Source organism: Variovorax sp. GW821-FHT09D04, from assembly GCF_059416405.1.
In genome coordinates this window covers 1-24,145 of the sequence record NZ_JBWKPA010000008.1, presented here as the reverse complement: position 1 = coordinate 24,145, position 24,145 = coordinate 1, and the positions used below count along the sequence as shown (strand labels likewise).

20 protein-coding genes and 1 pseudogene are annotated in these 24,145 nt (G+C 68.7%); 17 read left to right on the top strand and 4 right to left on the bottom strand.

Translation table 11 applies throughout. The features are described 5' to 3' along the window. Nucleotides 1-127: 127 nt before the first annotated feature. The 8 genes from AC07O4_RS22690 to ygiD all read left to right on the top strand — a co-directional run bounded on the left by AC07O4_RS22690 (nt 128) and on the right by ygiD (nt 10,111). A complete protein-coding gene (locus AC07O4_RS22690) occupies nt 128-1,108 on the top strand; it encodes an ABC transporter permease (RefSeq protein ID WP_056573001.1) in 981 nt (326 codons plus the stop codon). Nucleotide 1,109: 1 nt separating this feature from the next. Then, a complete protein-coding gene (locus tag AC07O4_RS22685) occupies nt 1,110-2,384 on the top strand; it encodes a M20 aminoacylase family protein (RefSeq protein WP_070060001.1) in 1,275 nt (424 codons plus the stop codon). Between the two features lie 31 nt (nt 2,385-2,415). Continuing rightward, nucleotides 2,416-3,996: an ABC transporter substrate-binding protein gene (locus AC07O4_RS22680; protein ID WP_070060000.1), complete on the top strand. Its 1,581-nt coding sequence runs from the start codon at nt 2,416-2,418 to the stop codon at nt 3,994-3,996. A gap of 104 nt (nt 3,997-4,100) precedes the next feature. Beyond that, nucleotides 4,101-5,012, top strand: coding sequence for an ABC transporter permease (locus AC07O4_RS22675; RefSeq protein WP_095948286.1), 912 nt, complete (start codon nt 4,101-4,103; stop codon nt 5,010-5,012). 20 nt (nt 5,013-5,032) lie between these two features. Beyond that, nucleotides 5,033-6,103, top strand: coding sequence for an ABC transporter ATP-binding protein (locus AC07O4_RS22670; protein WP_062472640.1), 1,071 nt, complete (start codon nt 5,033-5,035; stop codon nt 6,101-6,103). Next, a complete protein-coding gene (locus AC07O4_RS22665) occupies nt 6,100-7,146 on the top strand; it encodes an ABC transporter ATP-binding protein (protein WP_139700945.1) in 1,047 nt (348 codons plus the stop codon). The genes AC07O4_RS22670 and AC07O4_RS22665 overlap by 4 nt, the downstream gene beginning before the upstream one ends. Next, nucleotides 7,143-9,104 carry a glycosyltransferase family 2 protein gene (locus AC07O4_RS22660; protein WP_495305737.1) on the top strand — a complete coding sequence of 654 codons (1,962 nt, stop codon included), beginning with the start codon at nt 7,143-7,145 and terminating at the stop codon, nt 9,102-9,104. The genes AC07O4_RS22665 and AC07O4_RS22660 overlap by 4 nt, the downstream gene beginning before the upstream one ends. Before the next feature lie 101 nt (nt 9,105-9,205). Further along, nucleotides 9,206-10,111, top strand: a complete 906-nt coding sequence (gene ygiD / locus AC07O4_RS22655; protein ID WP_495305736.1) for a 4,5-DOPA-extradiol-dioxygenase — start codon at nt 9,206-9,208, stop codon at nt 10,109-10,111. Between the two features lie 25 nt (nt 10,112-10,136). Here the strand turns inward: ygiD and zwf are convergent, their stop codons facing one another. Continuing rightward, nucleotides 10,137-11,609: a glucose-6-phosphate dehydrogenase gene (gene zwf, locus AC07O4_RS22650; RefSeq protein WP_062472648.1), complete on the bottom strand. Its 1,473-nt coding sequence runs from the start codon at nt 11,607-11,609 to the stop codon at nt 10,137-10,139. A gap of 143 nt (nt 11,610-11,752) precedes the next feature. Here zwf and AC07O4_RS22645 point away from each other — a divergent pair, with 143 nt between their 5' ends. From AC07O4_RS22645 to AC07O4_RS22630, 4 genes are read left to right on the top strand one after another with little or no spacing between them, the layout of a single operon-like run. After that, a complete protein-coding gene (locus AC07O4_RS22645; RefSeq protein WP_492742373.1) occupies nt 11,753-12,763 on the top strand; it encodes an ABC transporter substrate-binding protein in 1,011 nt (336 codons plus the stop codon). Next, complete coding sequence (locus AC07O4_RS22640) at nt 12,764-15,037, top strand: ABC transporter permease (protein WP_495305735.1); 2,274 nt, start codon at nt 12,764-12,766, stop codon at nt 15,035-15,037. It abuts the gene before it with no gap. After that, a complete protein-coding gene (locus tag AC07O4_RS22635) occupies nt 15,034-16,074 on the top strand; it encodes an ABC transporter ATP-binding protein (protein WP_095743724.1) in 1,041 nt (346 codons plus the stop codon). The genes AC07O4_RS22640 and AC07O4_RS22635 overlap by 4 nt, the downstream gene beginning before the upstream one ends. Nucleotides 16,075-16,086: 12 nt before the next feature. Next, nucleotides 16,087-16,749, top strand: a complete 663-nt coding sequence (locus AC07O4_RS22630) for an HAD family hydrolase (protein WP_492742374.1) — start codon at nt 16,087-16,089, stop codon at nt 16,747-16,749. Here AC07O4_RS22630 and AC07O4_RS22625 read toward each other — a convergent pair. Continuing rightward, nucleotides 16,695-17,366: a lipocalin family protein gene (locus tag AC07O4_RS22625; RefSeq protein ID WP_495305734.1), complete on the bottom strand. Its 672-nt coding sequence runs from the start codon at nt 17,364-17,366 to the stop codon at nt 16,695-16,697. The genes AC07O4_RS22630 and AC07O4_RS22625 overlap by 55 nt on opposite strands. A gap of 242 nt (nt 17,367-17,608) precedes the next feature. Here AC07O4_RS22625 and tal point away from each other — a divergent pair, with 242 nt between their 5' ends. From tal to AC07O4_RS22610, 3 genes are all read left to right on the top strand, one after another. Next, nucleotides 17,609-18,565, top strand: a complete 957-nt coding sequence (gene tal / locus AC07O4_RS22620; protein ID WP_495262652.1) for a transaldolase — start codon at nt 17,609-17,611, stop codon at nt 18,563-18,565. Between the two features lie 2 nt (nt 18,566-18,567). Then, nucleotides 18,568-20,121 (top strand): glucose-6-phosphate isomerase, encoded by a 1,554-nt coding sequence (gene pgi, locus AC07O4_RS22615; protein WP_495305733.1) that lies wholly within the window; start codon nt 18,568-18,570, stop codon nt 20,119-20,121. 173 nt (nt 20,122-20,294) lie between these two features. Next, nucleotides 20,295-20,627, top strand: a complete 333-nt coding sequence (locus tag AC07O4_RS22610) for a DUF805 domain-containing protein (RefSeq protein ID WP_354345485.1) — start codon at nt 20,295-20,297, stop codon at nt 20,625-20,627. A gap of 58 nt (nt 20,628-20,685) precedes the next feature. Here the strand turns inward: AC07O4_RS22610 and AC07O4_RS22605 are convergent, their stop codons facing one another. Further along, the gene (locus AC07O4_RS22605) at nt 20,686-21,747 is read right to left on the bottom strand and encodes a 4-hydroxythreonine-4-phosphate dehydrogenase PdxA (RefSeq protein ID WP_495305732.1); all 1,062 of its coding nucleotides are present in this window, start codon (nt 21,745-21,747) and stop codon (nt 20,686-20,688) included. A 41-nt stretch (nt 21,748-21,788) separates the two neighbouring features. Next, the gene (locus AC07O4_RS22600; RefSeq protein WP_495305731.1) at nt 21,789-22,769 is read right to left on the bottom strand and encodes a Bug family tripartite tricarboxylate transporter substrate binding protein; all 981 of its coding nucleotides are present in this window, start codon (nt 22,767-22,769) and stop codon (nt 21,789-21,791) included. A gap of 93 nt (nt 22,770-22,862) precedes the next feature. Between AC07O4_RS22600 and AC07O4_RS22595 the strand changes: the two genes are divergently transcribed. Further along, the gene (locus AC07O4_RS22595; protein ID WP_495305730.1) at nt 22,863-23,798 is read left to right on the top strand and encodes a LysR family transcriptional regulator; all 936 of its coding nucleotides are present in this window, start codon (nt 22,863-22,865) and stop codon (nt 23,796-23,798) included. Between the two features lie 183 nt (nt 23,799-23,981). Continuing rightward, nucleotides 23,982-24,145, top strand: a pseudogene (locus AC07O4_RS22590) (sugar ABC transporter substrate-binding protein); the annotation flags it as partial.

Genomic DNA, 24,145 nt, shown 5'->3' with positions numbered 1-24,145 from the left:
CCGGGTGGCTTTTTCTTTTGGCGCGCGCCTGTTCTCACTCGTAAAAATTGCGCCTCCACCCCCGGGGAACCCCCGTGCGGGCACGCTGCTTGCACTGCTAGCATGCCGCGATCACTCTTGTTGCTGAATGACTGCCTTTGTACTGCGCCGCCTGATCCAGGCCGTGATCGTGATGATCGCGGTTGCGTTCATTGCCTTCCTCCTCTTTCAATATGTCGGCGACCCGGTCGTGTTCCTGCTGGGGCAGGATGCCAAGCCCGACCAGATCCGTGAAATGCGCGCCGCATTGGGGCTCGACCGACCCTTCTTCGTGCAGTTCTGGCACTTCCTCGTCAACGCCGCGCAAGGCGAATTCGGACTGAGCCTGCGCCAGGGCGCCAAGGTGTCGCGCCTGATCGGCGAGCGCTTCCCGGCCACGCTCGAACTCGCACTCGTGGCCGCGGCCCTGGCCCTGTTCGTCGGCATTCCGATGGGCGTGTACACCGCCCTGCGCCGTGGCACCTTCATGAGCCAGGTGTTCATGACCGTGTCGCTGCTCGGCGTGTCGCTGCCCACCTTCCTCATCGGCATCCTGCTGATCCTGGTCTTCGCCGTGACGCTGGGCTGGTTCCCGAGCTTCGGGCGCGGTGACACGGTGCAGTTCGGCTGGTGGACCAGCGGGCTCTTCAAGGCCGACGGCTGGCACCACATCATCCTGCCGGCGGTGACGCTGGCGATCTTCCAGCTCACGCTGATCATGCGGCTGGTGCGCGCCGAGATGCTCGAGGTGCTGCGCACCGACTACATCAAGTTCGCGCGCGCACGGGGCCTGTCGAACCGCGCGATCCACTTCGGCCATGCGCTCAAGAACACGCTGGTGCCGGTCATGACCATCACCGGCCTGCAGCTCGGCGGCCTGATCGCCTTCGCGATCATCACGGAGTCGGTGTTCCAGTGGCCCGGCATGGGGCTGCTCTTCATCCAGGCCGTGACCTTCGCGGACATTCCCGTGATGGCCGCCTACCTGTGCCTGATCGCGCTGATCTTCGTGGTGATCAACCTCGTGGTCGACCTGCTGTACTTCGTGGTCGATCCGCGGCTGCGCGTGGGCAAGGCGGGAGGCCATTGAGGTGAGTGTCGCAACCGCTGCCGCAACGCCGCGCCTGCAGGCCTCCGGCCGGGCCTTCGCGCACATCGCCAGCTTCTACCCCGAGATCACGGCCTTTCGCCGCGATCTGCATGCGCACCCCGAGCTCGGCTTCGAAGAGGTCTACACGGCGGGCCGCGTGCGCGAGGCGCTGCGCGCGTGCGGCGTGGACGAGATCCACGAGGGCATCGGCAAGACCGGCGTGGTCGGCGTCATCCGCGGCAAGTCGACCGCCAGCGGTCGCATGATCGGCCTGCGTGCCGACATGGACGCGCTGCCCATGCGCGAGGACAACGACTTCGGCTGGCGCTCCGCCAACGACGGCCTGATGCACGGCTGCGGCCACGACGGCCACACCGCCATGCTCGTCGGCGCCGCGCGCTACCTGGCCGAGACGCGCGACTTCGACGGCACCGCCGTGCTGATCTTCCAGCCCGGTGAAGAAGGCTTGGCCGGTGCGCGCGTGATGATCGAAGACGGCCTGTTCGACCGCTTCCCGGTGAACGCCGTCTACGCCATGCACAACTGGCCCGCGATGCCGGCCGGCACCGTCGGCATCAACCGCGGCGCGATGATGGCCGCGGCCGACCGCGTGACGATCGAGATCAAGGGCAAGGGCGGCCACGGCGCGCATGCTTACCAGACCATCGACCCCGTCGTGGTAGCCGCGCACATCATCACCGCGGCGCAGACCATCGTGTCGCGCAGCGTGCGTCCCATCGACGCGGCCGTCGTCAGCATCTGCGCCGTGCAGGCCGGCGACCTCGGCGCGATGAGCGTGATCCCGGGCGAGGCCACGCTGGTCGGCACCGTGCGCACCTTCAGCGCGCGCGTGCAGGCGCAGGTCGAGCAGCGACTGAGCGAGCTGTGCACGGCCATTGCCACCGGCTTTGGCGCGACCGCGACGATCAAGTACGAACGCATCTACCCGGCCACGATCAACACCGCGCCCGAAGCGATGTTCGCGGCCGACGTGGCGCAGGCGCTGGTCGGCGCGAAGAACGTCGACCGCAACCTGGAGCCCAGCATGGGCGCCGAAGATTTTTCCTTCATGCTGCAGAAGAAGGCCGGTGCCTATCTGCGCATCGGCCAGGACGCCCGCAGCGGCGCCTTCCTGCACAACAGCCGCTACGACTTCAACGACGAGATCCTGCCGCTGGGCGCCGCATTGCATGCGGGCCTGATCGAGCAGGGCATGCCGCTGGCTGCTACCCGCAGCCTGCAGCCAGGGAAAGCCGCCGCCACCGCGGCGCCGTGATGTGTTCGATTTCAACCCGAGGAGTGTTCCCATGAGTTTCAAGAAGCAAGCGGCTGCGGTCGCTGTCCTGTGCGCCCTGGGCGCCGTCAGCATGGTCGCCAGTGCGCAGACCATCCGCATCGCGAACCAGGGCGACGCCCTGTCGCTCGACCCGCACTCGCTCAACGAGTCGCTGCAACTGAGCGTCACCGCCAACGTCTATGAAACTCTCGTGGGCCGCAACAAGGACCTGAGCCTGGCGCCGCTGCTGGCCACGAGCTGGAAGCAGACCTCGCCGAACGTGTGGCGCTTCGAACTGCGCAAGGGCGTGGTGTTCCATGACGGCACGCCGTTCAGCGCCGACGACGTCGTGTTCAGCTTTGCACGTGCGCAGGGCGACGGCTCCGACATGAAGGCCACGCTCAGCGAGATCAAGGCCGTGCGCAAGGTCGGCGACCTCGCCGTCGAAATCGAAACCAACGGCCCGTTCCCGATCCTGCCCGACGTGATCTCGCTCACGATGATCATGAGCAAGAAGTGGTGCGAGGAAAACCAGGCCACCAAGCCCGTCGACCGCCGCAAGGGCATCGAGAACACCGCCTCGTTCAAGGCCAACGGCACCGGCCCGTTCCGCGTGCGCGAACGCCAGCCCAACGTGCGCACGGTGTTCACGCGCAATGGCACCTACTGGGGCAAGATCGACGGCAACGCGCAGGAGATCGTGTTCACGCCCATCGCCAACCCCGCGACCCGCGTGGCCGCGCTGGTCTCCGGCGAAGTCGACGTGATGGAGCCCGTGCCCGTGCAGGACATCGCGCGCATCAACGCCGCGCCCAACGCCCGCGTCATCACCGGCCCCGAGATGCGCACCATCTTCCTGGGCATGGACCAGAAGCGCGACGAGCTGCAGTACTCGAACGTGAAGGGCAAGAACCCCTTCAAGGACAAGCGCGTGCGACAGGCCTTCTACCAGGCCATCGACATCGCCGGCATCCAGCGCACCGTGATGCGCGGCGCCTCCAAGCCCACCGCGCTGCTCGTCGGCCCGGGCATCAACGGCTGGACCGCCGACCAGGACAAGCGCTTGCCCTTCGACGTCGATGCCGCCAAGAAGCTGCTGACCGAAGCCGGCTACCCCAACGGCTTCGAAGTCTCGATGAACTGCCCGAACGACCGCTACGTCAACGACGGCCAGATCTGCCAGAGCGTGGCCGCCAACCTCGCGAAGATCGGCGTCAAGATCAACCTCGTGGCCGAGACCAAGGGCACCTACTTCCCGAAGATCCTGCGTCGCGACACCAGCTTCTACATGCTGGGCTGGACTCCGACCACCTACGACTCGCACAACGCGCTGAGCTCGCTCACCTCGTGCCCCGACGACAAGGGCACGGGCCAGTTCAACCTGGGCGCCTACTGCAATCCGAAGCTGGATGAGCTGACCAAGAAGATCCAGTCCGAGTCGGACAAGGCCAAGCGCAACGAGATGATCAAGGAAGCCTTCAAGGTCCACACCGACGACATCGGCCACCTGCCGCTGCATCAGCAGTCGCTGGCCTGGGGCGTGAGCAAGAAGGTCGAGCTGGTGCAACTGGCCGACAACTTCATGTACTTCAAGTGGATGAGCATCAAGTAAGTCGACCGTGGGCCGCTGCCTGAGCGGCCCGACCATGGGCCCGCTTCTTGCGGGCCCATTCTTTTTTGCCTCACGATGAAAAATAACCCCCACGCGGCCCGGCGATGAAAAAAACCCTTGCTCGCTGGCTCGACAGCGATGTCGGCTACAGCTTCCGCACCTCGCCGGTGGCGATCGCCGCCGCCGTCATTGCGCTGGTGTGCGTCTTCTGTTCGGTGTTCGCCGGATGGGTGTCGCCGCACAACCCCTTCGACCTCGCCACCCTCGAACTTGGTGACGCCCGCCTGCCACCGGCGTGGAGCGCCGAAGGCTCCACCAAATACATCCTCGGCACCGACGACCAGGGCCGCGACATTCTTTCGGCCGTGATCTACGGCGCGCGCATCTCGCTGATCGTCGGCGTGGTGTCGGTGGTGCTGTCGGTCGTGGTCGGCGTGGTGCTCGGCCTGCTGGCCGGCTTCTTCGGCGGCTGGCTCGACTCCTTCCTCATGCGCGTGTGCGACGTGATGCTGTCGTTCCCGCCCATCCTCGTCGCGCTGCTCATCGCCGGCGTCGGCCGCGCGCTCTTTCCGGGCGCGCACGAATCGCTGGCCTTCGGCGTGCTGATCATTTCGATCTCGCTCACGGGCTGGGTGCAGTACGCGCGCACCGTGCGCGGCTCCACGCTGGTGGAGCGCAACAAGGAGTACGTGCAGGCCGCGCGCGTCACCGGCGTGGCGCCGCTGCGCATCATGCTGCGCCACGTGCTGCCCAACGTGATGGGGCCGGTGATGGTGCTGGCCACCATCCAGGTCGCGACCGCGATCATCACCGAGGCCACGCTCTCGTTCCTGGGCGTCGGCGTGCCGCCGACCTCGCCTTCGCTGGGCACGCTCATCAGCATCGGCAACCAGTACCTGTTCTCGGGTGAATGGTGGATCACGGTGTTCCCGGGCCTGATGCTGGTGCTGATCGCACTCAGCGTGAACCTGCTCGGCGACTGGCTGCGCGACGCGCTCAATCCGCGCTTGCGCTGAACAGAAAAGGAGAACGCCTCATGACGCTGCTCCAGGTCAAAGACCTCGTCGTCGAATTTCCGAACCGCCGCGGCACGCTGCGCGCGCTCGACCGCATTTCCTTCGACATCGCGCCCGGAGAAATCCTCGGCGTGGTGGGCGAATCAGGCGCGGGCAAGTCGCTCACCGGCGCGGCCATCATCGGCTTGCTCGAGCCGCCAGGCCGCGTGGCCGGCGGCGAGATCCTGCTCGAGGGCCAGCGCATCGACAACCTCGGTTTCGATGCGATGCGCCCCATCCGCGGTCGCAAGATCGGCGCGATCTTCCAGGATCCGCTGACCTCGCTGAACCCGCTGTACACCGTGGGCCGCCAGCTCATCGAGACCATCCGCACCCACCTGCCCGTGACCGAGTCGGAAGCGCGCAAGCGTGCCATCGGCCTGCTGCAGGACACCGGCATTCCCGCCGCCGAACAGCGCATCGACCACTTCCCGCACCAGTTCTCGGGCGGCATGCGCCAGCGCGTGGTGATTGCCCTGGCGCTCGCGGCCGAGCCCAAGCTCATCGTGGCCGACGAGCCGACCACCGCGCTCGACGTGTCGATCCAGGCGCAGATCATCCAGCTGCTCAAGCAGGTCTGCAAGGAACGCGGTGCGGCGGTGATGCTCATCACACACGACATGGGCGTGATCGCCGAAACCTGCGACCGCGTGGCCGTGATGTATGCGGGCCGCATCGCCGAGATCGGCCCGGTGCACGAAGTGATCCACCAGCCCGCGCACCCCTACACCTCGGGCCTGATGGCGTCGATCCCCGACATGACGAGCGACCGCGAACGGCTCAACCAGATCGACGGCGCCATGCCGCGGCTCAATGCCATCCCCACCGGTTGCGCCTACAACCCGCGCTGCCCGCGCACTTTCGCGCGCTGTCTGACCGAACGGCCCGAACTGATGCATGCGGGCGCCACGCGCGCCTCCTGCTGGCTGCACGACGCCGCCGACCCGCACGCGGGCCAGGCCGAGATTGCCGCGCAGCACCACGACGCCCTGGCGGCCGGCGAGCGCGCCACGCCCGAGGCGGCCGAACCCCTCGCGGAGGTGACCCGATGAGCGCCGTGATCGAACCCCGCAAGGACGCCGCAGCGGCAAAGACCAAGACCGGTGAGCCGCTCGTGGTCGCGCACGACCTCGCGCGCACCTTCGACGTGTCGCCGCCCTGGCTCAACCGCGTGCTCGAACGCAAGCCGCGCGTGCTGCTGCACGCCGTGGACGGCGTGAGCTTTTCCATCGAGCGCGGCAAGACGCTCGCGCTGGTCGGTGAATCGGGCTGCGGCAAGAGCACGGTCGCGCGACTGCTGGTCGGCCTGTATGCGCCCACGCGCGGCGGCCTGCAGTTCGACGGGCAGGACGCGCACGCCGCGTTCAAGACGCCCGAAGGCCGTCAGCTGCGCCGCCGCATCCAGATGATCTTCCAGGACCCCTACGCGAGCCTCAACCCGCGCTGGATCGTCGAGGACATCATCGGCGAGCCGCTGCGCGAGCACGGCATCCTGAGCGACAAGGACGCGCTGCGCCAGCGCGTGGGCGAGCTGCTGCAGTCGGTCGGCCTCTCGCCGCTGGACATGAGCAAGTACCCGCACCAGTTCTCGGGCGGCCAGCGCCAGCGCATCTCCATCGCGCGCGCGCTCGCCACGCAGCCCGAGTTCCTGGTGTGCGACGAACCCACCTCGGCGCTCGACGTGAGCGTGCAGGCGCAGGTGCTCAACATCATGAAGGACCTGCAGCGCGAGCAGGGCCTGACCTACCTCTTCATCTCGCACAACCTCGCGGTGGTGCGCCACGTGGCCGACCAGGTCGGCGTGATGTACCTGGGCCGGCTGGTCGAGGTGGCGGACAAGCAGAAGCTCTTCGCCGAGCCGCAGCATCCGTACACCCGCATGCTGCTCGACGCGATCCCGCAAATGAAGCACACCGGCCGCGCACGCACGCCGGTGCAGGGCGAAGTGCCGAACCCGCTGAACCCGCCGACCGGTTGCGCCTTTCATCCGCGCTGCCCGCATGCGAATGCGCGCTGCTCGACGGAGCGACCGTCGCTGTTGAGCCTGAAGGGTGTGCAGGTGGCCTGCCATGCGGTGGAGGAAGGCCGTTTGTGAGTGAAGGCGGCAGCCCGCAGGGCTGGCCGGCGGACTTTCCGTACCGGCCGCACCTGCGCTTCTGCTCGCTGGGCAACGAGAACGTGCGGGAGGTGATGGAGGGCTTTCGCCTCGCCTGCGAACGCCTCGGCTACACCACAAGCATCGCGCCGGGGCCGGGTGTCGACAACGACGACATCAACCTCTTCTTCTTCGCGATGGGCCTGAGCCTGCCCTCGGACGACGAGCTGCCGCCGAACGCGATCGTCGTCAACTTCGAGCCGGCCCTGCCCGCGTTGCTCGCGGAGATGCCCGGCTACCAACGGCTGCTGCAGCGCGCCCATGTGTGGGAGTACAGCCTCGAGAACATGGTGCACCACCCGGCGCTGGGCATCTACCGCGCCGACTACGTGGGCCCGGGCTTCGAGCCGCTGGCCACGCCGCTGGTGCCGGCGTCCGCGGTGCTGGACGATGCGCAGCAGGACATCGATGTCATCTTCTTCGGCGAGACGACGCCCCGGCGGCTGCAGGTGCTGGAGGCGTTGACGGCTGCGGGGCTGCGGGTGGCCTACCCCTTCGGCACCGCCTGGACGCCGGCGCAGCGCGACGCCTTGCTGCCGCGCGCCAAGGTCGGGCTGAACATGCGCAAGGCCGGCCACTCCAGCACGGTGGAGCTGCCGCGCCTGTCGATCCTGCTGCGGCATCGCAAGGCCGTGGTGTCGGAGCTGTATCCGCATTCGGAGATTCCGCAGGTGCTGCGCGACGCGGTCGAAGGGTGCACGAAGGACGAGCTGGTCGATCGCGTGCGCGCACTGGTGGCCGATGCGCCGCGGCGGCGTGCGCTGGAAATCGCCGGGCCGCGGGCGTTGCGGTCCTTGCCGCCGCAGCATGAGGTGCTGGCGGGGGCGATGCAGCGCTACCTTGCGGCGGCCCGGCAGCGATGGGTGGGGCAGCGGGCACGGAATACGGCTGAGCCTGCCTCGCAGGTGTCCGTCCTGATGGTGACGCGGGACAACGAGGCCGATGTCGCGGAGGCCCTGACATCGATCGTTGAGCAAACCCTGCAGCCGCACCAGATCATCGTGGTGGACGACGGCTCCACCGACGCCACCGTCGACGTGGTTCGCGCGCGCATGGCCGCCGACCCGCGCCTGACCGGGCTGCTGCTGTTGCAGGCGCCCGTCCCGATGGGCTGGGCGGCGGCCGCGCAATGGGGGTTGATGCAGGCGCGTGGCGACGCGCTGGCGCTGTGGGCGCCGACCGTGCGCTGTGCGCCCGAGCGCCTGCAGGTGCAGTCCGTGTTCCTGCGCGCGTCGCAGGAGATCGGCGCGGTCGGCGCCTGGTACACCCGCGACGGCGACGCGGAACCGCCGATGCAGCGCCTGCCGGAGATGCACGACCAGATCCTGGCCGCGTTGCTGGCGCATCTGCCGCACGAACAACCGCTGCTGATGGGCGGCCTGATGCTGTCGCTGCCGCGCATCCAGCAACGCGGGCTCGGCTTCGACGCCACACTTGGCCGGTTCGCATGGCTCGGCCTGCTGCTGGAACTGGTGCGCGGCGGTGTGCGGCTCGCCAACCTCGGCATGAACCTGAGCCACCTGACGCGCCGCCATGCCGAGGGCCTCACGGAAACCGATGTGACGGCGCTGACCCGTGTGCGGGAACGCCTGCTGCCGCTGGTCTTTCCCGACGTGCCGTCCGCCGAGACGCAGCGGCTGGCCCGGCTCTACGGCCAGCAGTGGGCGCCCGATGCCGACGATGCCACGGCGCTGCTGCGCGACATGGCGAGCGCCTGCGAGCGGCAGGGCGACGTCCACGCAACCACCGTGCTGCGCGGTGAGAGCCTGCGCGTGCTGGCGGTGTACGCAGAGAACGGGCGACTGGCGCCGGGCTACCTCGACGCGCTGATGCGCGAGCCCTTGCTGCGTGATTTCCTGGCGCCGCTGGGCGAGCGCCTGCGTGCATTCGTGCCGTGAACCATGGACCTTGCGCCGGGCGGTGTGCGTAAACGCACTTTCCCTGCCGTCACTCTGTTGCACAGTCCCGGGTTGGCCCCGAATCCACACCCCCTGACACGATGACCTCCACCCCGATGACCCGCCTGCTCGGCCGCCGCGGCTTTCTCATGGGCTCGGCGCTGGGCGCGACCGCCGCGCTCGCGTCGATGACCGAGATCGCGCACGCGGCTGGCGCAGCACCGGCGCGCCGCATGCCCGTCATCTTCATCGGCCACGGCTCGCCGATGAATGCGCTGGCGGACAACGCCTTCACGCGCCGCCTCGCCGCCTGGGGCCGCGAGCTGCCGCGCCCCACGGCGATCCTCAGCGTGTCGGCGCACTGGCTCAGCCAGGGCGCGACCGGGGTCACGGTGCAGACGCGGCCCAAGACGATCCACGACTTCGGTGGCTTTCCGCAGGCGCTGTTCGACATCGAGTACCCCGCACCGGGCCACCCTGCACTCGCGCGCGAAACGATCGGCGCCGTCAAGCAGGCGCCGGTGATCGCCACCGAGCAGTGGGGGCTGGACCACGGCACCTGGACCGTGCTGAAGCACCTGTACCCGAAGGCCGACGTGCCGGTCTTCCAGCTCAGCATCGACTACGACAAGCCGGCGGCGTTCCACCATGCGGTGGGGCGCGACCTGGCGGCCTTGCGCGACCAGGGCGTGCTCGTGATGGGCAGCGGCAACGTGGTGCACAACCTGCGCGCCACCGACCGCGGCACGCCCGACGGCCCGAAGGCCAGTCGCCCGTGGGCGCAGTCGTTCGATGAGGCGGTGAAGGCCGCGCTGGCCGGCCGGGACGACCGCGCGCTCATCGGCTACCAGAAGCTCGAAGGGGCGTCGACCGCCGTGGCCACGCCGGACCACTACTTCCCCTTCCTGTATGCCCTGGGCGCTGCGGCGCCGGGCGAGCGTGCGAAGACGGTCTACGAAGGCTTCCAGTCGGGCACGCTCAGCATGCGCTGCCTCCAGTTCGGCTGAAGGCGCGGCGCATTCGGCGTCGGCCTTACTGCTCCTCGCCCCAGGCGAAGCCGTCGCGGGCGATCATGGCGCTCGACGCGCTGGGGCCCCAGGTGCCGGCCGCATAGGGGCGCGGGCCGCCATCGGATTCCCACGAATCGATGAGCGGCTCGACCCAGCGCCAGGCTTCTTCCTGCTCGTCGCTGCGCACGAACAGGTTGAGGCGCCCGTCGATCACGTCCAGCAGCAGGCGTTCGTAGGCGCCCACGCGCTCGGCGCCGAAGCGCTTGTCGAAGTCCAGGTCGAGCTGCACCGGCGCCAGTTGGGCGGCGCTGGCGTGGCCGTTGCCGCCGCGCTGGCGGTTGTCCTGCGCCTGCGCGAGCATGTGCAGTTCCAGGCCGTCCTTGGGCTGCAGGTTGATCACCAGCTTGTTCACGTTGCCTGCGGGGGCGCGGTAGATGGCGTGCGGCGTGGGGCGGAAGTTGACCTCGATGCGCGCGTCGCGCGAGGCCAGCCGCTTGCCGGTGCGGATGTAGAAGGGCACGCCGGCCCAGCGCCAGTTGGCGATCTCGGTGCGCAGCGCCACGAAGGTCTCGGTGCGGCTGTCGGGGTTCACGCCCGGCTCGTCGCGGTAGCCCTGCACCCGCTCGCCGTAGGCCGTGCCGGCCGTGTACTGGCCGCGCACCGCGTGCAGGCCCAGGCTCTCGGGCGTCCAGGGCTTGAGGGCGCGCAGCACCTTGAGCTTTTCGTCGCGGATGGCGTCGGCGTGCGCGTTGATGGGCGGCTCCATGGCCACGGCGCACAGCAGCTGCAGCGCGTGGTTCTGCACCATGTCGCGCAGTGCGCCGGTCTGGTCGTAGAAGGCGCCGCGCTTTTCCACGCCCAGGTCCTCGGCCATGGTGATCTGGATGTTGGCGATGTGCTCGCGGCGCCAGATGGGCTCAAACAGGGCATTGCCGAAGCGCATCGCGAACAGGTTCTGCACCGAGGGCTTGCCGAGGTAATGGTCGATGCGGAAGACCTGCTTTTCTTCGAGCACCTTGCCCACCGCGGCGTTGATGGCGCGGTTGGAGGCCAGGTCGTGGCCCAGCGGCTTCTCGAGCACGACGCGGGTGCGCGGGCCGTTGAGCCCGGCGGCGGCGATCTGCTCGACCACCTGCGTGAAGAGCGCGGGCGCCGTGGCCACGTACATCACGACCGTCTTGGCGTCGCGCTGCTTGAGCAGGTCGGCCAGGCTGGCGTAGTCGGCGGGCTTGGACAGGTCCATGCGCAGGTAGTGCAGCATGGAGGCGAACTTCTTGAACTCCTCGGGGGAGGGGCGCTTGGCGCCTTCGACGGCGCTGAAGCGCGACTGGATCAGCTCGCGGTACTGGTCGTCCGACAGGTCGTCGCGCGCCACGCCGACGATGCGCCCGTCCTGCGGCAGGCTGCCGTGCCTGAAGGCCTGGAACAGCGCGGGCATCAGCTTGCGCCACGCAAGGTCGCCAGTACCGCCGAACAGAACGAGATCGAAGCTCATGAGAAAACTTTCCTTTGTCTGAATGCCGAGCAGGCAACGTGCCAGTCGCGATGGTACTTGTACCGATTCGGCACACCTGTACTAAAGCTACGCTGTCCCATGGCCGCGAGGCCTTTTTTTATTGCCGAGGCAGGGGAATACCAATGAAGAAGCTTTTCACGGCAGCCGCGCTGCTGGGTCTGTCGGCCGCCGCGTCGGCGCAGACCGTCAACGTCATCTGCTCGGTGCAGGCCGAGTGGTGCAACGTGATCTCCACCGTCTACGCCCGCACCACGGGCGTGCGCATCAACATGGCGCTCAAGGGCTCGGGCGAGGCGCTGGCCCAGCTCATCGCCGAGAAGGACAACCCCAAGACCGACGTCTGGTTCGGCGGCACGGGCGACCCGCACCTGCAGGCGGCCGAGCAGGGGCTCACGCTCGAATACAAGTCGCCCACGCTCACGCAGCTGCATCCCTGGGCCCAGCAGCAGGCCAAGCAGTCGGGCTACAAGACCGTGGGCATCTACTCGGGCCCGCTGGGCTTCGGCTACAACCCCGAGCTGCTCGCCAAGAAGAAGCTGCCCGTGCCCAAGACCTGGGCCGACCTGCTCAAGCCCGAGTACAAGGGCGACATCCAGGTGGCCAACCCGGCCTCCAGCGGCACGGCCTACACCATGATCGCCACGCTGGTGCAGCTCATGGGCGAGGACAAGGCCTTCGACTACCTCAAGGCGCTGCACAAGAACGTGGGCCAGTACACCCGCTCGGGCACCGGCCCGATCAAGGCGGTGGCGCGCGGCGAAACGGCCGTGTCGATCAGCTTCGTGCACGACGGCCCGGGCGAGAAGATGCAGGGCTTCCCCGTCGAAACCATCACGCCCGCCGACGGCACGGGCGCCGAGATCGGCTCCATGAGCGTCATCAAGGGCGCGCGCAACCTCGACGCCGCCAAGAAGTTCTACGAATGGGCGCTCACACCCGCCGCGCAGGAACTGGGCGCCGCCAACAAGCAGTTCCAGCTGCCCAGCAACGCGAGTGCCAAGCTCGATCCGCGCATTCCCGACTTCAAGAAGATCAAGTTCATCAACTACGACTACGCCAAGTACGGCGCCAGCGCCGAGCGTCGCCGCCTGATCGCGCGCTGGGAAAAAGACGTCAACTCGCTGCCGCGCTAAGTGCAGGCGCGTTCCAACGAAGGCGCGCCGGCCAACCCGGCGTCCCTGGCCGCCGCCCGGCGCGCGCGGCGATGGATCTGGGCCTGGGTCGCGCTGGGCCTGGCGGCCTATCTCGTGCTGCCCTGGTATGCGATCCAGGATGCGACCTGGTACGAAGCCGTTCCGCAGGTCTTCGGGCAGGCGGAAGGCGCCAACGGCCTGATGCAGGCGGCCACGCAGGGCCGCAGCTGGCTCTTCATCGGGCTGGCCGGGTTGCTGCTGTGCGCTGTCGGCGCTGCCTTGCCCGCCGGCAAGGCGCAGGGGCGCTGGCTGCTGGCGGGCGGCGCGATCGGCGCCATCGGCCTGGCCGTGGCGGGCTTCACCATCGGCGCGCGCGGCTGGAGCGTCGCGGCGCTCAACACCCAGTTCGGCGAGCTGGCCGTGAACCAGTTCGGCATCGGCGCGGGCGGCTTCGTGGCGCTCACGGCGCTGGTGCTGCTGGCGGCCTTCGGCATGGCGCGGCTCGGCCTGTTCAAGGGCGACCTGTTCGTCTCTGCCTCGGTGGTCGGCTGCGGCGTGCTGATGGCGCTGTTCATCGCCTACCCGGTGAGCCGAGCGCTGTCGGGCGCCTTCTTCAACGAAGACGGGCAATGGTCGATCGCGGCCTTCGCGGCGCGCGTGTTCACCGAGCGCATCTGGGGCCTGGGCTGCCTGGCGGGCGGCGTGCGCTGCGGCGTGGCCTGGAACACGCTGGTGCTGGCGCTGCTCACGGCCGCCGGCACCACCTTCCTGGGCACGCTGATGGCGCTGATGGCCGAGCGCGGCAACCGGCGCGGGCAGGGCGCATTGCGGGTGCTGGCGCTGCTGCCGATCATCACGCCGCCGTTCGTCGTCGGCCTGGGCCTCATCTTGCTGTTCGGCCGTGCGGGCATCGTCAACCAGGTGCTGGAGAACGTCTTCGGCATCGAGCCCACGCGCTGGTTCTACGGCATGCCGGGCGTGCTGGTGGCGCAGCTGTTCGCCTTCACGCCCATCGCCTTCATGATCATGCGCGGCGTGGTGCAGGGCATCGCGCCCAGCCTGGAAGAAGCCGCGCAGATGCTGCGCGCCGACCGGCGCCGCGCCTTCTTCACCGTGACGCTGCCGCTGCTCAAGCCCGGGCTGGCCAACGCCTTCCTGGTCGGCTTCATCGAGAGCATTGCCGACTTCGGCAACCCGGTGGTGGTGGGCGGGCAGTTCTCGGTGCTGTCGACCGACATCTTCTTCGCCATCGTCGGCGCGCAGTACGACCAGGGCCGCGCCGCGTCGCTGGCCTGGGTGCTCACGCTGTTCGCGCTCGGCGTGTTCGCGCTGCAGCGCGGCCTGCTCGGCAAGCAGAACTACACGACCGTGAGCGGCAAGGGCGACGCCGGCATCGCGATGGCGCTGCCCGACGGCGTGCGCCGCACCATCCAGTGCATCGCGCTGCCGTGGATCGCCTTCACCGCCGTGGTCTACCTGTTCGCCTTCGCGGGCGGCTTCGTGCAGACCTGGGGCCGCGACTACAGCTTCACGCTCAACCACTTCAAGAGCGCCTTCGCGCTGGAGTGGGGCCAGTTCGGGCTGGTGTGGGCCGGCACGGCGTGGAACTCGCTGATCACCACGCTGAAACTGGCCGGCATCTCGGCGCCGATCACCGCGGCGCTGGGCCTGCTCATTGCCTGGCTGCTGGCGCGCAACGAGTTCAAGGGGCAGGGCGCCTTCGAGTTCGGCGCGCTGCTGGCCTTTGCGATCCCGGGCACGGTGCTGGGCGTGAGCTACATCCTGGCCTTCAACGTACCGCCGTTCGAGCTCACGGGCACGGGGCTCATCATCGTGCTGTGCTTCATGTTCCGCAATCTGCCGGTGGGCGTGCGGGCGGGCACGGCGGCCTTCAAGCAACTCGACCGCTCGCTCGACGAGGCCTCGCTGATGCTGCGCGCGTCCACGTCGCAGACGCTGTTCAAGGTGGTGCTGCCGCTGCTCAAGCCGGCGCTGGTGGCTGCGCTGGTCTACAGCTTCGTGCGCGCCATGACGACGGTGAGCGCCGTGATCTTCCTGGTCACGGCCGAGAACGAACTGGCCACCACCTACATCATCGGCCGCGTCGGCAACGGCGACTACGGCATTGCGCTGGCCTACTGCACGGTGCTCATGGTGCTGATGTCGCTGGCCATTGCGCTGGTGCAGTTCGTGGTGGGGGAGCGCAAGCTGGGTCGGCGTGGGGCGGTGCCCCCGCATGAGGGACATCACAAAATGGAAAGCCTGGCAGCATGAACGGTATCGAATTTCGCAACGTCACGAAGCGCTACGGCACCGATAAAAACGGCCCGATGGCCGTCAAGGGCATCAGCTTCGAGGTGCCCGTGGGCACGCTCACCACCATCCTCGGCCCCTCGGGCTGCGGCAAGACGACCACGCTGCGCATGATCGCGGGGCTCGAATCGCCGACCTCGGGCTCGATCTTCATGGGCGGGCGCGACGTCACCACGCTCGGCCCGGGCGAGCGCAACGTGAGCATGATGTTCCAGAGCTACGCGCTGTTCCCGCACATGAACGTGATCGAGAACGTGGGCTACGGCCTGCGCATGAGCGGCGTGAAGAAGGACGAGGCCACGGCGCGGGCGCGCGAGGCGCTCCGGGGCGTGGGCCTGGTCGGCTTCGACGAGCGCCTGCCCAGCGAGCTGTCGGGCGGCCAGCAGCAGCGCGTGGCCCTGGCGCGCGCGCTGGTGCTCGAGCCGGCGGTGCTGCTGTTCGACGAGCCGCTGTCCAATCTCGATGCCCGCCTGCGGCGCGAGATGCGCGAGGAAATCCGCTCGCTGCAGCAGCGCCTGAAGCTCACCGTGGCCTACGTGACGCACGACCAGAGCGAGGCGCTGGCCGTGAGCGACCAGATCATCGTCATGGACCACGGCGTGATCGCCCAGCGCGGCACGCCCGAGCAGCTGTACGGCCGACCCGAGAGCGAGTTCGTCGCCGGCTTCATGGGCGAGGCGATGGTGTTCCCGGCCGTGGCGCAGGCCGACGGCAGCGTCACGCTCGGCCCGCTGCGGCTGCAGCCGCGCTACGCGGTGGCGCCCGGCACGGTGAAGGTGGCGGTGCGGCCCGAGGCCTGGGACATCGGCGCGCTCGACGGCCTGCCCGCCACGCTGCGCAAGTCGGCGTACCTGGGCAGCTTCTACGAATACGGTTTCGACACGCCGCTGGGGCCGGTCTTCGTGGTCTCGACCGACCTGTCGCGCCCGCTGGCGGCCGGCACGCAGACCACCCTGTCGCTCGGAACCCATGGCGTGAGCGTGGTGCCCGGCGCATGAAACAATGGCGCTATGAACGTGGTTTTCGATCTTGGCGCCGTGCTGTTCGCCTGGGAGCCGGCACGGCTGGTCCAGGCCCATCTCCCCTCTCACGCCCCCACTGAAGCCGCCGCCGCGGCCCTGGGCCGGGCCCTTTTCCATCACGACGACTGGACCGGCTTCGACTGCGGCACCCGCACGCTGGACGATGCCATCGCCCGCATGTCGGCGCGGCTGGCGCTGCCGGCCGAGTCGCTGCACGCCATGCTCGACGGGCTCGGGGAGCGGCTGGCGCCGATCGACGTCACGGTCGCGATGCTCGAAGAGCTGCTCGTGCAGCGCGACGCCGGCGAGCCGCTGCGCCTGTACTACCTGTCGAACATGCCCGTGCCGTTCGCCCGCGCCCTCGAGCGCCGGCACGCCTTCATGCGGCGTTTCGACGGCGGCGTGTTCTCGGGCGACGTGAAGTTCCTCAAGCCCGAGCGCGAGATCTACGAGCTGCTGGCCATGCGCCACGGCCTCGACCCCGAGCAGACCGTGTTCATCGACGACTCGGCCGCCAACGTCGAGATGGCCCGCGCCTTCGGCTGGCACGCCATCCATTGCACCGAGCCCGACAAGCTGCCGGCGCAACTGCAGCGCTACCTGCCGGTGAGCACCACCTTGTCGGTGTCGAACCCCAGGCTGCGGGCGTAGTCCAGCTCGGCCTGCAGCGCGTCGTCCTCCAGGCGCGGCGCGCGCGACAGCACCCAAAGGTACTCACGGTCGGGCGTGCCGACCAGCGCCACCTGGTAGTCGCGATCGAGCTTCAATATCCAGTAGTCGCCCCACACCAGCGGCAGCCAGCCCATCCAGGTGGGGGCGAAGCGCACCTGCAGCCGCCCCGCGCCGGGCAGGCCGGCCACGGGCACCACGCGTGCGCTGCCGATCGCCTCGTCGAAGTTGCCGTCCTCCCGCACGCAGCGGTTGCGCACCTGCAAGGTGCCGTCGGGCTGCGGCGTGTATTCGGCGCTCACCGGACCGGCGCACTGTTTCTGGAACCGGTTGGGCAGCCGCGCCTGTTCGTGCCAGACGCCGGCGTAGCGGTGCAGGTCGACCGGCGCCACCACCTGCAGCGGCGCACGCATCAGCGGGGCGCCGTCGGCCGGACCGGCAGGCCGGGCACGGGCCGTGCGTGCGGCGCCCAGTGCGTACCAGGTGGCCACGCCGCCCACGACGAAGGCGGTGGCCATGGTGCCGATCGCGTGGCTGGTGCGGCGGTCGTCGAAGGCGCGGCCGGCGGCGGTCGCGGGGCGTGGGGGGCGAGGGGTCATGAGGGCTCCTGGGGAAAGTCGTTCTCGGCGTGGATGCCGCTTCAGGTTCAGGGTGCCCCCGGCCGCGGCCGGCTGCCGTCAGCCGGGGACCACAGCCCCTGTAGGGCAGGGCGGCCGACAACCCTTCGCGCTGCAGGCCGATGGAGCTTCGCGAAAACCCGTGCTACGGTTCGCATGAAAACATCGACCGCCGCGCAACTGCGTGCAGGACTTGTCACACCCCTCCCCGGATAATTGATTTCATGAACCAACTCGATGCACTCCGCCAGTGGACCACCGTGGTTGCCGACACCGGCGACTTCAAGCAGCTCAGCATTTCCAAGCCGCAGGACGCGACCACCAACCCGTCGCTGATCCTCAAGGCCGTGCAGAAGGCCGAGTACCGGCCGCTGCTCGATGAAGCCGTGAAGGCCCATGCCGGCAAGCCGCTCGACGAGGTCATCGACCGCCTGCTGGTGCGCTTCGGCACCGAAATCCTCTCCATCATCCCGGGCCGCGTGTCCACCGAAGTCGACGCACGCCTGTCGTTCGACACCGCCGCCACCGTGGCCCGCGGCGAGCGCATCGTGGCGCTGTACAAGGCCGAAGGCATCGACACCGAGAAGCGCCTGCTGATCAAGGTCGCCTCCACCTGGGAAGGCATCGAGGCCGCGCGCCTGCTCGAGCAGAAGGGCATCCGCACCAACCTCACGCTGCTGTTCTCGTTCGCGCAGGCCGTGGCCTGCGGCGCGGCCGGCGTGCAGCTCATCTCGCCCTTCGTGGGCCGCATCTACGACTGGTACAAGAAGTCGGCCGGCGCGAAGTGGGACGAAGCCGCCAGCGCGGGCGCCAACGACCCGGGCGTGAAGTCGGTGCGCGAAATCTTCAACTACTACAAGCAGCAGGGCATCAAGACCGAGGTCATGGGCGCGAGCTTCCGCAACGTGGGGCAGATCCAGGCGCTCGCTGGCTGCGACCTGCTGACCATCAGCCCCGAGCTGCTGGCCGAGCTGGCCGCGAGCAACGAGCCGCTCACGCACGCGCTCGACGCCAAGGCTGCCGCGAGCGGCAACGCAGAGAAGGTGGGCTACGACGAGGCGGGCTTCCGCTTCGCGCTCAACGAAGACGCCATGGCCACCGAGAAGCTCGCCGAAGGCATCCGCGCCTTCGCGGCCGACGCCGTGAAGCTCGAAAAGCTCATGCAGGAAAGCGGCAAGTAAACATGACCATGACCCTGCGCTGTGACCGCGCGCCGGCCTGGGCGCAACTGCAGTCCAGCTTCGACACGGCCGGTCGCCAGTTCGACCTTCGCCATGCCTTCGTGGAGGACGCCGGGCGCTTCGCGCGCTTCAGCCAGGAGGCGCCGCACGTTTTCGCCGACCTGTCGAAGAACCTCATCGACGCGCGCACCGAGGCGCTGCTGTTCACGCTGGCGCGCGAATGCGGCCTCGAGGCCCACCGCGACGCCATGTTTGCGGGTGCGCACATCAACAACACCGAAGACCGCGCCGTGCTGCACACGCTGCTGCGCGCGCCGGCCGACGCGGCCACCGGCCGCCAGACAGCCCACGAACTGCGCGAAGTGCACGCCACGCTCGACGCCATGCTGGCCTACGCCGAGAAGGTGCGCAGCGACCACACGATCACCGACGTGGTCAACATCGGCATCGGCGGCTCCGACCTCGGCCCGCAGATGGCCGTGCTGGCGCTCGCGGAGTTCGTGGCGCCGGGCAAGCGCTTCCACTTTGTCTCGAACGTCGACGGCCACGAGCTGGCGGGCGTGCTCAAGGGCCTGGCGCCCGAGCACACGCTGTTCCTGGTCGCCTCCAAGACCTTCACCACGGCCGAGACGATGACCAACGCGCTCTCGGCCAAGCGCTGGTACGAACAGTCGGGCGGCACCGACATCGCGGGCCATTTCGCTGCGCTCACCACCAACGTCGAGGCCGCGAAGCAGTTCGGCATCGACACCACCTTCGGCTTCTGGGACTGGGTGGGCGGCCGCTACTCGCTGTGGTCGGCCATCGGCCTGCCGATCGCGCTGGCCATCGGCGCCGACGGCTTTCGCCGGCTGCTGGCGGGCGCGCATGCGATGGACGAGCACTTCCGCACCGCGCCGCTCGAGCAGAACCTGCCCGTGCGGTTGGGCCTGCTCGATGTCTGGTACCGCAACTTCCACCACTTCACGAGCCGCAGCATCGCGCCGTACCACGGCGCGCTGAAGCGCGTGCCGGCCTACCTGCAGCAGCTCGAGATGGAGAGCAACGGCAAGCAGGTCGATGCGAGCGGCGCGCCGCTGGCCTTCGGCACCTCGCCCGTGCTCTGGGGCGAGCCCGGCACCAACGGGCAGCACGCTTACTTCCAGATGCTGCACCAGGGCACCGACGTGATCCCGCTCGAGTTCATGGCGGTGCGCGACGCCTCGCACGACCTCGACGGCCACCACCCCAAGCTGCTGGCCAACGCGCTCGCGCAGGCGCAGGCGCTGATGGTCGGCAAGCTCGACGAAGGCGGCCACAAGAACTTCCCGGGCAACCGGCCGAGCACCTTCTTCGTGTTCGAGAAGCTCACGCCCGAAGCGCTGGGCGCCTTCCTCGCGATGTACGAGCACCGCGTGTTCACCAGCGGCGCGCTGTGGGGCATCAACAGCTTCGACCAGTGGGGCGTGGAGCTCGGCAAGGTGCTGGCGCGCGACATCGAGCCGCGCCTGGCTTCGGGCGATGTCTCGGGGCTTGATGCCTCGACGGCCGGCCTTCTAAAGCGGCTGAGCGCCTGACGGCACACGTCACCGCAAGGCTTGCAAGCCTTGGCCAAAGGCTCTATCCACTAGGCCTTTAGGCCATTGGTTTGCAGGGTGGTGGCCGGTTTGGCCGAGTTTGTCGTTGCACAGTGCGCCGATATGATGGCCCCGGGGAAATTTCCCTGGGATTCATCAAGAGGAGCGAGTCAATGGACTTTCAAACAGCGGTCAAGACGTGCATCGCCAAGTACACCGATTTCACGGGTCGTGCGTCGCGTTCCGAGTTCTGGTGGTTTTTTCTGGCCCAGTTCGGCGTGCTCGTCGTGACGGGCCTGATCCATGAGTACGTGTACTTCATTGCAGCGCTGGCCCTGCTTCTGCCCGCCCTCGCTGTGGGCGTGCGCCGCCTGCACGACATCGGCAAGAGCGGCTGGTTCTTGCTGCTGTCGATCATCCCGCTGATCAATCTGGTGCTGATCTACTTCTTCGTTCAGCCGACGCAGCCTGAGAGCAACGCTTACGGCGAACCGCCGAGCGCCTGAGCTTTTTTCCTTCGAAGGGCCGCACACGCGGCCCTTTTTCTTTGGGGCGCCAGGCGGCTCAGGCCACTGCCGCCTCGACGGACGCAGGCGCCGGCGCACCGCTTGCCATCCGCACGCACAGATCGAAGGCCTGCTGCAGCCCTTCGATCTGCGCAACGCCCTGGCCGGCGATGTCGAAGGCGCTGCCGCTGGCCGAGGTGGCCACGGGCACGGGCAGGCCGCCGTGCAAGGTCACGCCCTGCTCGAAGCCCATGAGCTTCATCGCGATCTGGCCCTGGTCGTGGTACATCGACACCACCGCATCGACGTCGCCGCGCCGCGCGCCGATGAACACGGTGTCGGGGGAGAACGGGCCGCGCGCGTCGTGGCCTTCGGCGCGCAGCTGTTCGATGGCGGGCGCGATGATCTCGATCTCTTCCATGCCGATCGAGCCGCCGTCGCCCGCGTGCGGGTTGAGGCCGGTCACGGCGATGCGCGGCTGGGCCACGCCGGCGCGGCGTAGCGCCGACGCGATGATCTTCACGGCGTCGCGCACGCCCTCTACCGTGATGTGCTGCGCCACGTCCTTCAGCGGAATGTGCGAGGTCACGCGCGAGGTCCACAGCGACCCGGTGAGGTTGAACTCGCAGACGAAGCCCGTGACCGCGAAGCGCTCCTGCATGTAGCGCAGTTCGTCCTCGTGCACGAGGCCGCCCAGGCGCAGCGAGTGCTTGTTGAGCGGCGCGAAGAGGATCGCGTCGGCCTGGCCGTTTCGCACGGCCTGCGTGGCCAGCTCCAGCGCTTCGAACGAGGCCCGCCCCGAGCGCTCGTTCGACTCGCCGAGCACAGGTTCCTCGCCCGCCATCCAGTCGCGCACGAGAAGACTCAGACGGCCGTCCTCGAAGCGCAGGCTGTCGAGGGTGTTCACCTGCAGCGGGGCCAGCTTCGCGCCCGCCACGCGCTCGCCCGCGGCCAGCACGACGGGGTCGGCGATCAGCAGCACGCGCGCGGCGTCGAGGTTGCGCTGGCGCGCGAGCAGCTTCACGGCCATCTCGGGGCCGACGCCGCTGGGATCGCCCAGCAGCACGGCGATGCGGGGTTTGGCGGAGGTCACGCGCGGGGTGGAGGAGGGGGTGGGCATGGTCGGATGTCTGAGGAAAGAAGAAGGGGGAAGGGACGGCCTCACTCGGCCTTGATGCGCGCGTCGCGCACGAGCCGGCCGTAGTGGTCGAACTCCTGCCGGTTCATCGCCGCGAAAGGTTCGCCGGTCAGCGTGCCGGGCTCGCCGCCCAGGGCCTTGATGCGCGACTGCACGTCTGCCAGCCCCATCGTGCGCGTGAGTTCGGCGCTCAGCCGCTCGACCGCCGGGCGCGGCGTGCCGGCCGTCACGTACAGGCCGTACCAGGTGGACACGTCGGCGCCCTTGACGCCCTGCTCGGCCAGCGTGGGCACGTCGGGCAGCTCGGGCGAGCGCTGCGGTGCGCTCACGGCCAGTGCGCGGAACTTGCCGGCGCGGATCTGGCCCATGGCCGAGGAGGTGCTGTCGAACATCATCTCGACCTCGCCCGAGATGATGTCGATGTGCGCCTGCGAGCTGCCCTTGTAGGGCACATGGATCGAGGTCATGCCCGTGGCCAGGTTGAAGGCTTCGCCGCCCACGTGCTGCGTGCTGCCGATGCCCGACGACGCGTACTTGAAGCCGCCGGGCTTCGCGGCCATGGCCGCGAGCAGGTCTTTCACCGACCTGTAGGGCGAATTGGCCGACACCACCAGCACGTTGGGCATCACGGCCACGAGGCCGATGGGTTGCAGGTCTTTCAGCGGGTCGTACTTGAGCTTGAGGATGTGCGGCGCCACGGCCTGCGCCGTGTTGGTGGCCAGCAGCAGCGTGGCGCCGTCGGCCGGCGCGCGGGCCGTGAGTTCGCCGGCGATGGTGTTCGATGCACCGGGGCGGTTCTCCACCGTCACGGGTTGCTTGAGCACGGGCGCGAACTTGTCGGCCAGCACGCGCGCAAGGATGTCGGTGCCGCCGCCGGGCGAGGCGCCGACCAGGATGCGCAGCGGCTTGTCGGGGTAGGCCGGCTGTGCACCCGCGTTCAGGCAGGCGGCCAGCGCCAGCAGCGCCGCCAGGCCGGCACCGCGGGCCAGGGGAAAGAGGGTCATCGCGTCGTCTCCTGCTTGTTGTGGGCCCGAGCCTACGGAGCTTCGGTCGCGCGATCCAATCGAAAAAGGCCGAAGCTCCATATACTTTTGTGCATGAAACCTGGCCTCACCGACGCTTCGCTGATGCTGCATGTGAGGCCGCGCCAGCTGCTCCTGCTGGCCCGGCTCGACGCGCACCGCCACCTCGGCCGCGCGGCCGAGGCCATGAACATCAGCCAGCCCGCGGCCACCAAGCTGCTGCAGCAGCTGGAGGAGTCGCTGGGCGAACAGCTCTTCGAGCGCCTGGCGCGCGGCATGGCGCCCACGCCCTACGGCGAGATCCTGATCCGCTACGCCCACCGCGTGCTCAGCGACTTCGGCACCGCGCGCGAGGAAATGCTCGCGCTGCGTTCCGGCCTGAGCGGCGCGCTGCGCGTGGGCAGCGTGCCGGGCGCGGTGCCAGAGCTGCTGGCGCCGGCGCTGGTCGCCTACCACCTGCGCCATCCGCAGGTGGCCGTGTCGGTGGTGGTCGAGACCAGCGACCTGATGCAGGCGCAGCTGGAGCAGGGCGACGTCGACCTCGTGCTGGGCCGCCTCACCGACGGCCACGACGAGGCCAAGTACGCGAGCGTGCCGCTGCTGGGCGAGTCGCAGGTGGTCGTGGTGCGCGCGGCGCACCCGGTGTTCGAGCGCGCGGCCGCGGTCACGCTGGCCGAGATGGCGAGCTGGTCATGGGTGCTGCAGCCGCCGGGCTCGCCGCAGCGCGGGCGCTTCGAGGCGGCGATGCGCGAGGCGGGCATCCAGGCGCGGCTGGACATCATCGAAACGGCATCGCCCATCGCGATCACGGCGCTGCTGGAGAACTCCGACATGGCCGCCGTCATGCCGGCCTCGCAGGCCAACCACTACGGCCGGCTGGGCGTGCTGCGCACCGTGCCGGTCGAGCTGCCGGTGCGCGTGCCGCCGATCTGCCTCATCACCCGCGAGGACCGGGCGCTGTCGCCGGCGGCGGCGCAGTTCCGGCGCCAGCTGCTGGGTGGGCACGCGTGACGGGCGAGAACTTCAGTCGGACGTTTTTCCATCCTGAATTGCGTTAACTAGGGATTTCACTAGCCAACTGGTGCAAGAGAGTACTGGTTGGGCTGCTCGAAATACCAAAATCGCAAGCGCGTTTCTCCAGAATCCGGGCACGGCGACCACGATACCGAGGCGTCGCTCACCCAAGGAGACACCATGAAGCGCTTTCTGAAAGCGGGCCTCGCCCTCGCACTCATCGGCACGGGCCTTGTGTCCCACGCCGCCACCGAACTCGTGATCGCGACCGTCAACAACGGCCACATGATCGAGATGCAGAAGCTCACGCCCTTCTTCGAAAAGGCCAACCCCGACATCAAGCT

What these genes read in the sequence shown, in the direction of transcription:
- AC07O4_RS22690 (WP_056573001.1), top strand. Translation starts at nt 128, where the DNA reads ATGACTGCCTTTGTACTGCGCCGCCTGATCCAGGCCGTGATCGTGATG.
- AC07O4_RS22680 (WP_070060000.1), top strand. Translation starts at nt 2,416, where the DNA reads ATGAGTTTCAAGAAGCAAGCGGCTGCGGTCGCTGTCCTGTGCGCCCTG.
- AC07O4_RS22675 (WP_095948286.1), top strand. Translation starts at nt 4,101, where the DNA reads ATGAAAAAAACCCTTGCTCGCTGGCTCGACAGCGATGTCGGCTACAGC.
- AC07O4_RS22670 (WP_062472640.1), top strand. Translation starts at nt 5,033, where the DNA reads ATGACGCTGCTCCAGGTCAAAGACCTCGTCGTCGAATTTCCGAACCGC.
- AC07O4_RS22665 (WP_139700945.1), top strand. Translation starts at nt 6,100, where the DNA reads ATGAGCGCCGTGATCGAACCCCGCAAGGACGCCGCAGCGGCAAAGACC.
- ygiD (WP_495305736.1), top strand. Translation starts at nt 9,206, where the DNA reads ATGACCTCCACCCCGATGACCCGCCTGCTCGGCCGCCGCGGCTTTCTC.
- zwf (WP_062472648.1), bottom strand. Translation starts at nt 11,609, where the DNA reads ATGAGCTTCGATCTCGTTCTGTTCGGCGGTACTGGCGACCTTGCGTGG.
- AC07O4_RS22645 (WP_492742373.1), top strand. Translation starts at nt 11,753, where the DNA reads ATGAAGAAGCTTTTCACGGCAGCCGCGCTGCTGGGTCTGTCGGCCGCC.
- AC07O4_RS22635 (WP_095743724.1), top strand. Translation starts at nt 15,034, where the DNA reads ATGAACGGTATCGAATTTCGCAACGTCACGAAGCGCTACGGCACCGAT.
- AC07O4_RS22630 (WP_492742374.1), top strand. Translation starts at nt 16,087, where the DNA reads ATGAACGTGGTTTTCGATCTTGGCGCCGTGCTGTTCGCCTGGGAGCCG.
- AC07O4_RS22625 (WP_495305734.1), bottom strand. Translation starts at nt 17,366, where the DNA reads ATGACCCCTCGCCCCCCACGCCCCGCGACCGCCGCCGGCCGCGCCTTC.
- tal (WP_495262652.1), top strand. Translation starts at nt 17,609, where the DNA reads ATGAACCAACTCGATGCACTCCGCCAGTGGACCACCGTGGTTGCCGAC.
- pgi (WP_495305733.1), top strand. Translation starts at nt 18,568, where the DNA reads ATGACCATGACCCTGCGCTGTGACCGCGCGCCGGCCTGGGCGCAACTG.
- AC07O4_RS22610 (WP_354345485.1), top strand. Translation starts at nt 20,295, where the DNA reads ATGGACTTTCAAACAGCGGTCAAGACGTGCATCGCCAAGTACACCGAT.
- AC07O4_RS22605 (WP_495305732.1), bottom strand. Translation starts at nt 21,747, where the DNA reads ATGCCCACCCCCTCCTCCACCCCGCGCGTGACCTCCGCCAAACCCCGC.
- AC07O4_RS22600 (WP_495305731.1), bottom strand. Translation starts at nt 22,769, where the DNA reads ATGACCCTCTTTCCCCTGGCCCGCGGTGCCGGCCTGGCGGCGCTGCTG.
- AC07O4_RS22595 (WP_495305730.1), top strand. Translation starts at nt 22,863, where the DNA reads ATGAAACCTGGCCTCACCGACGCTTCGCTGATGCTGCATGTGAGGCCG.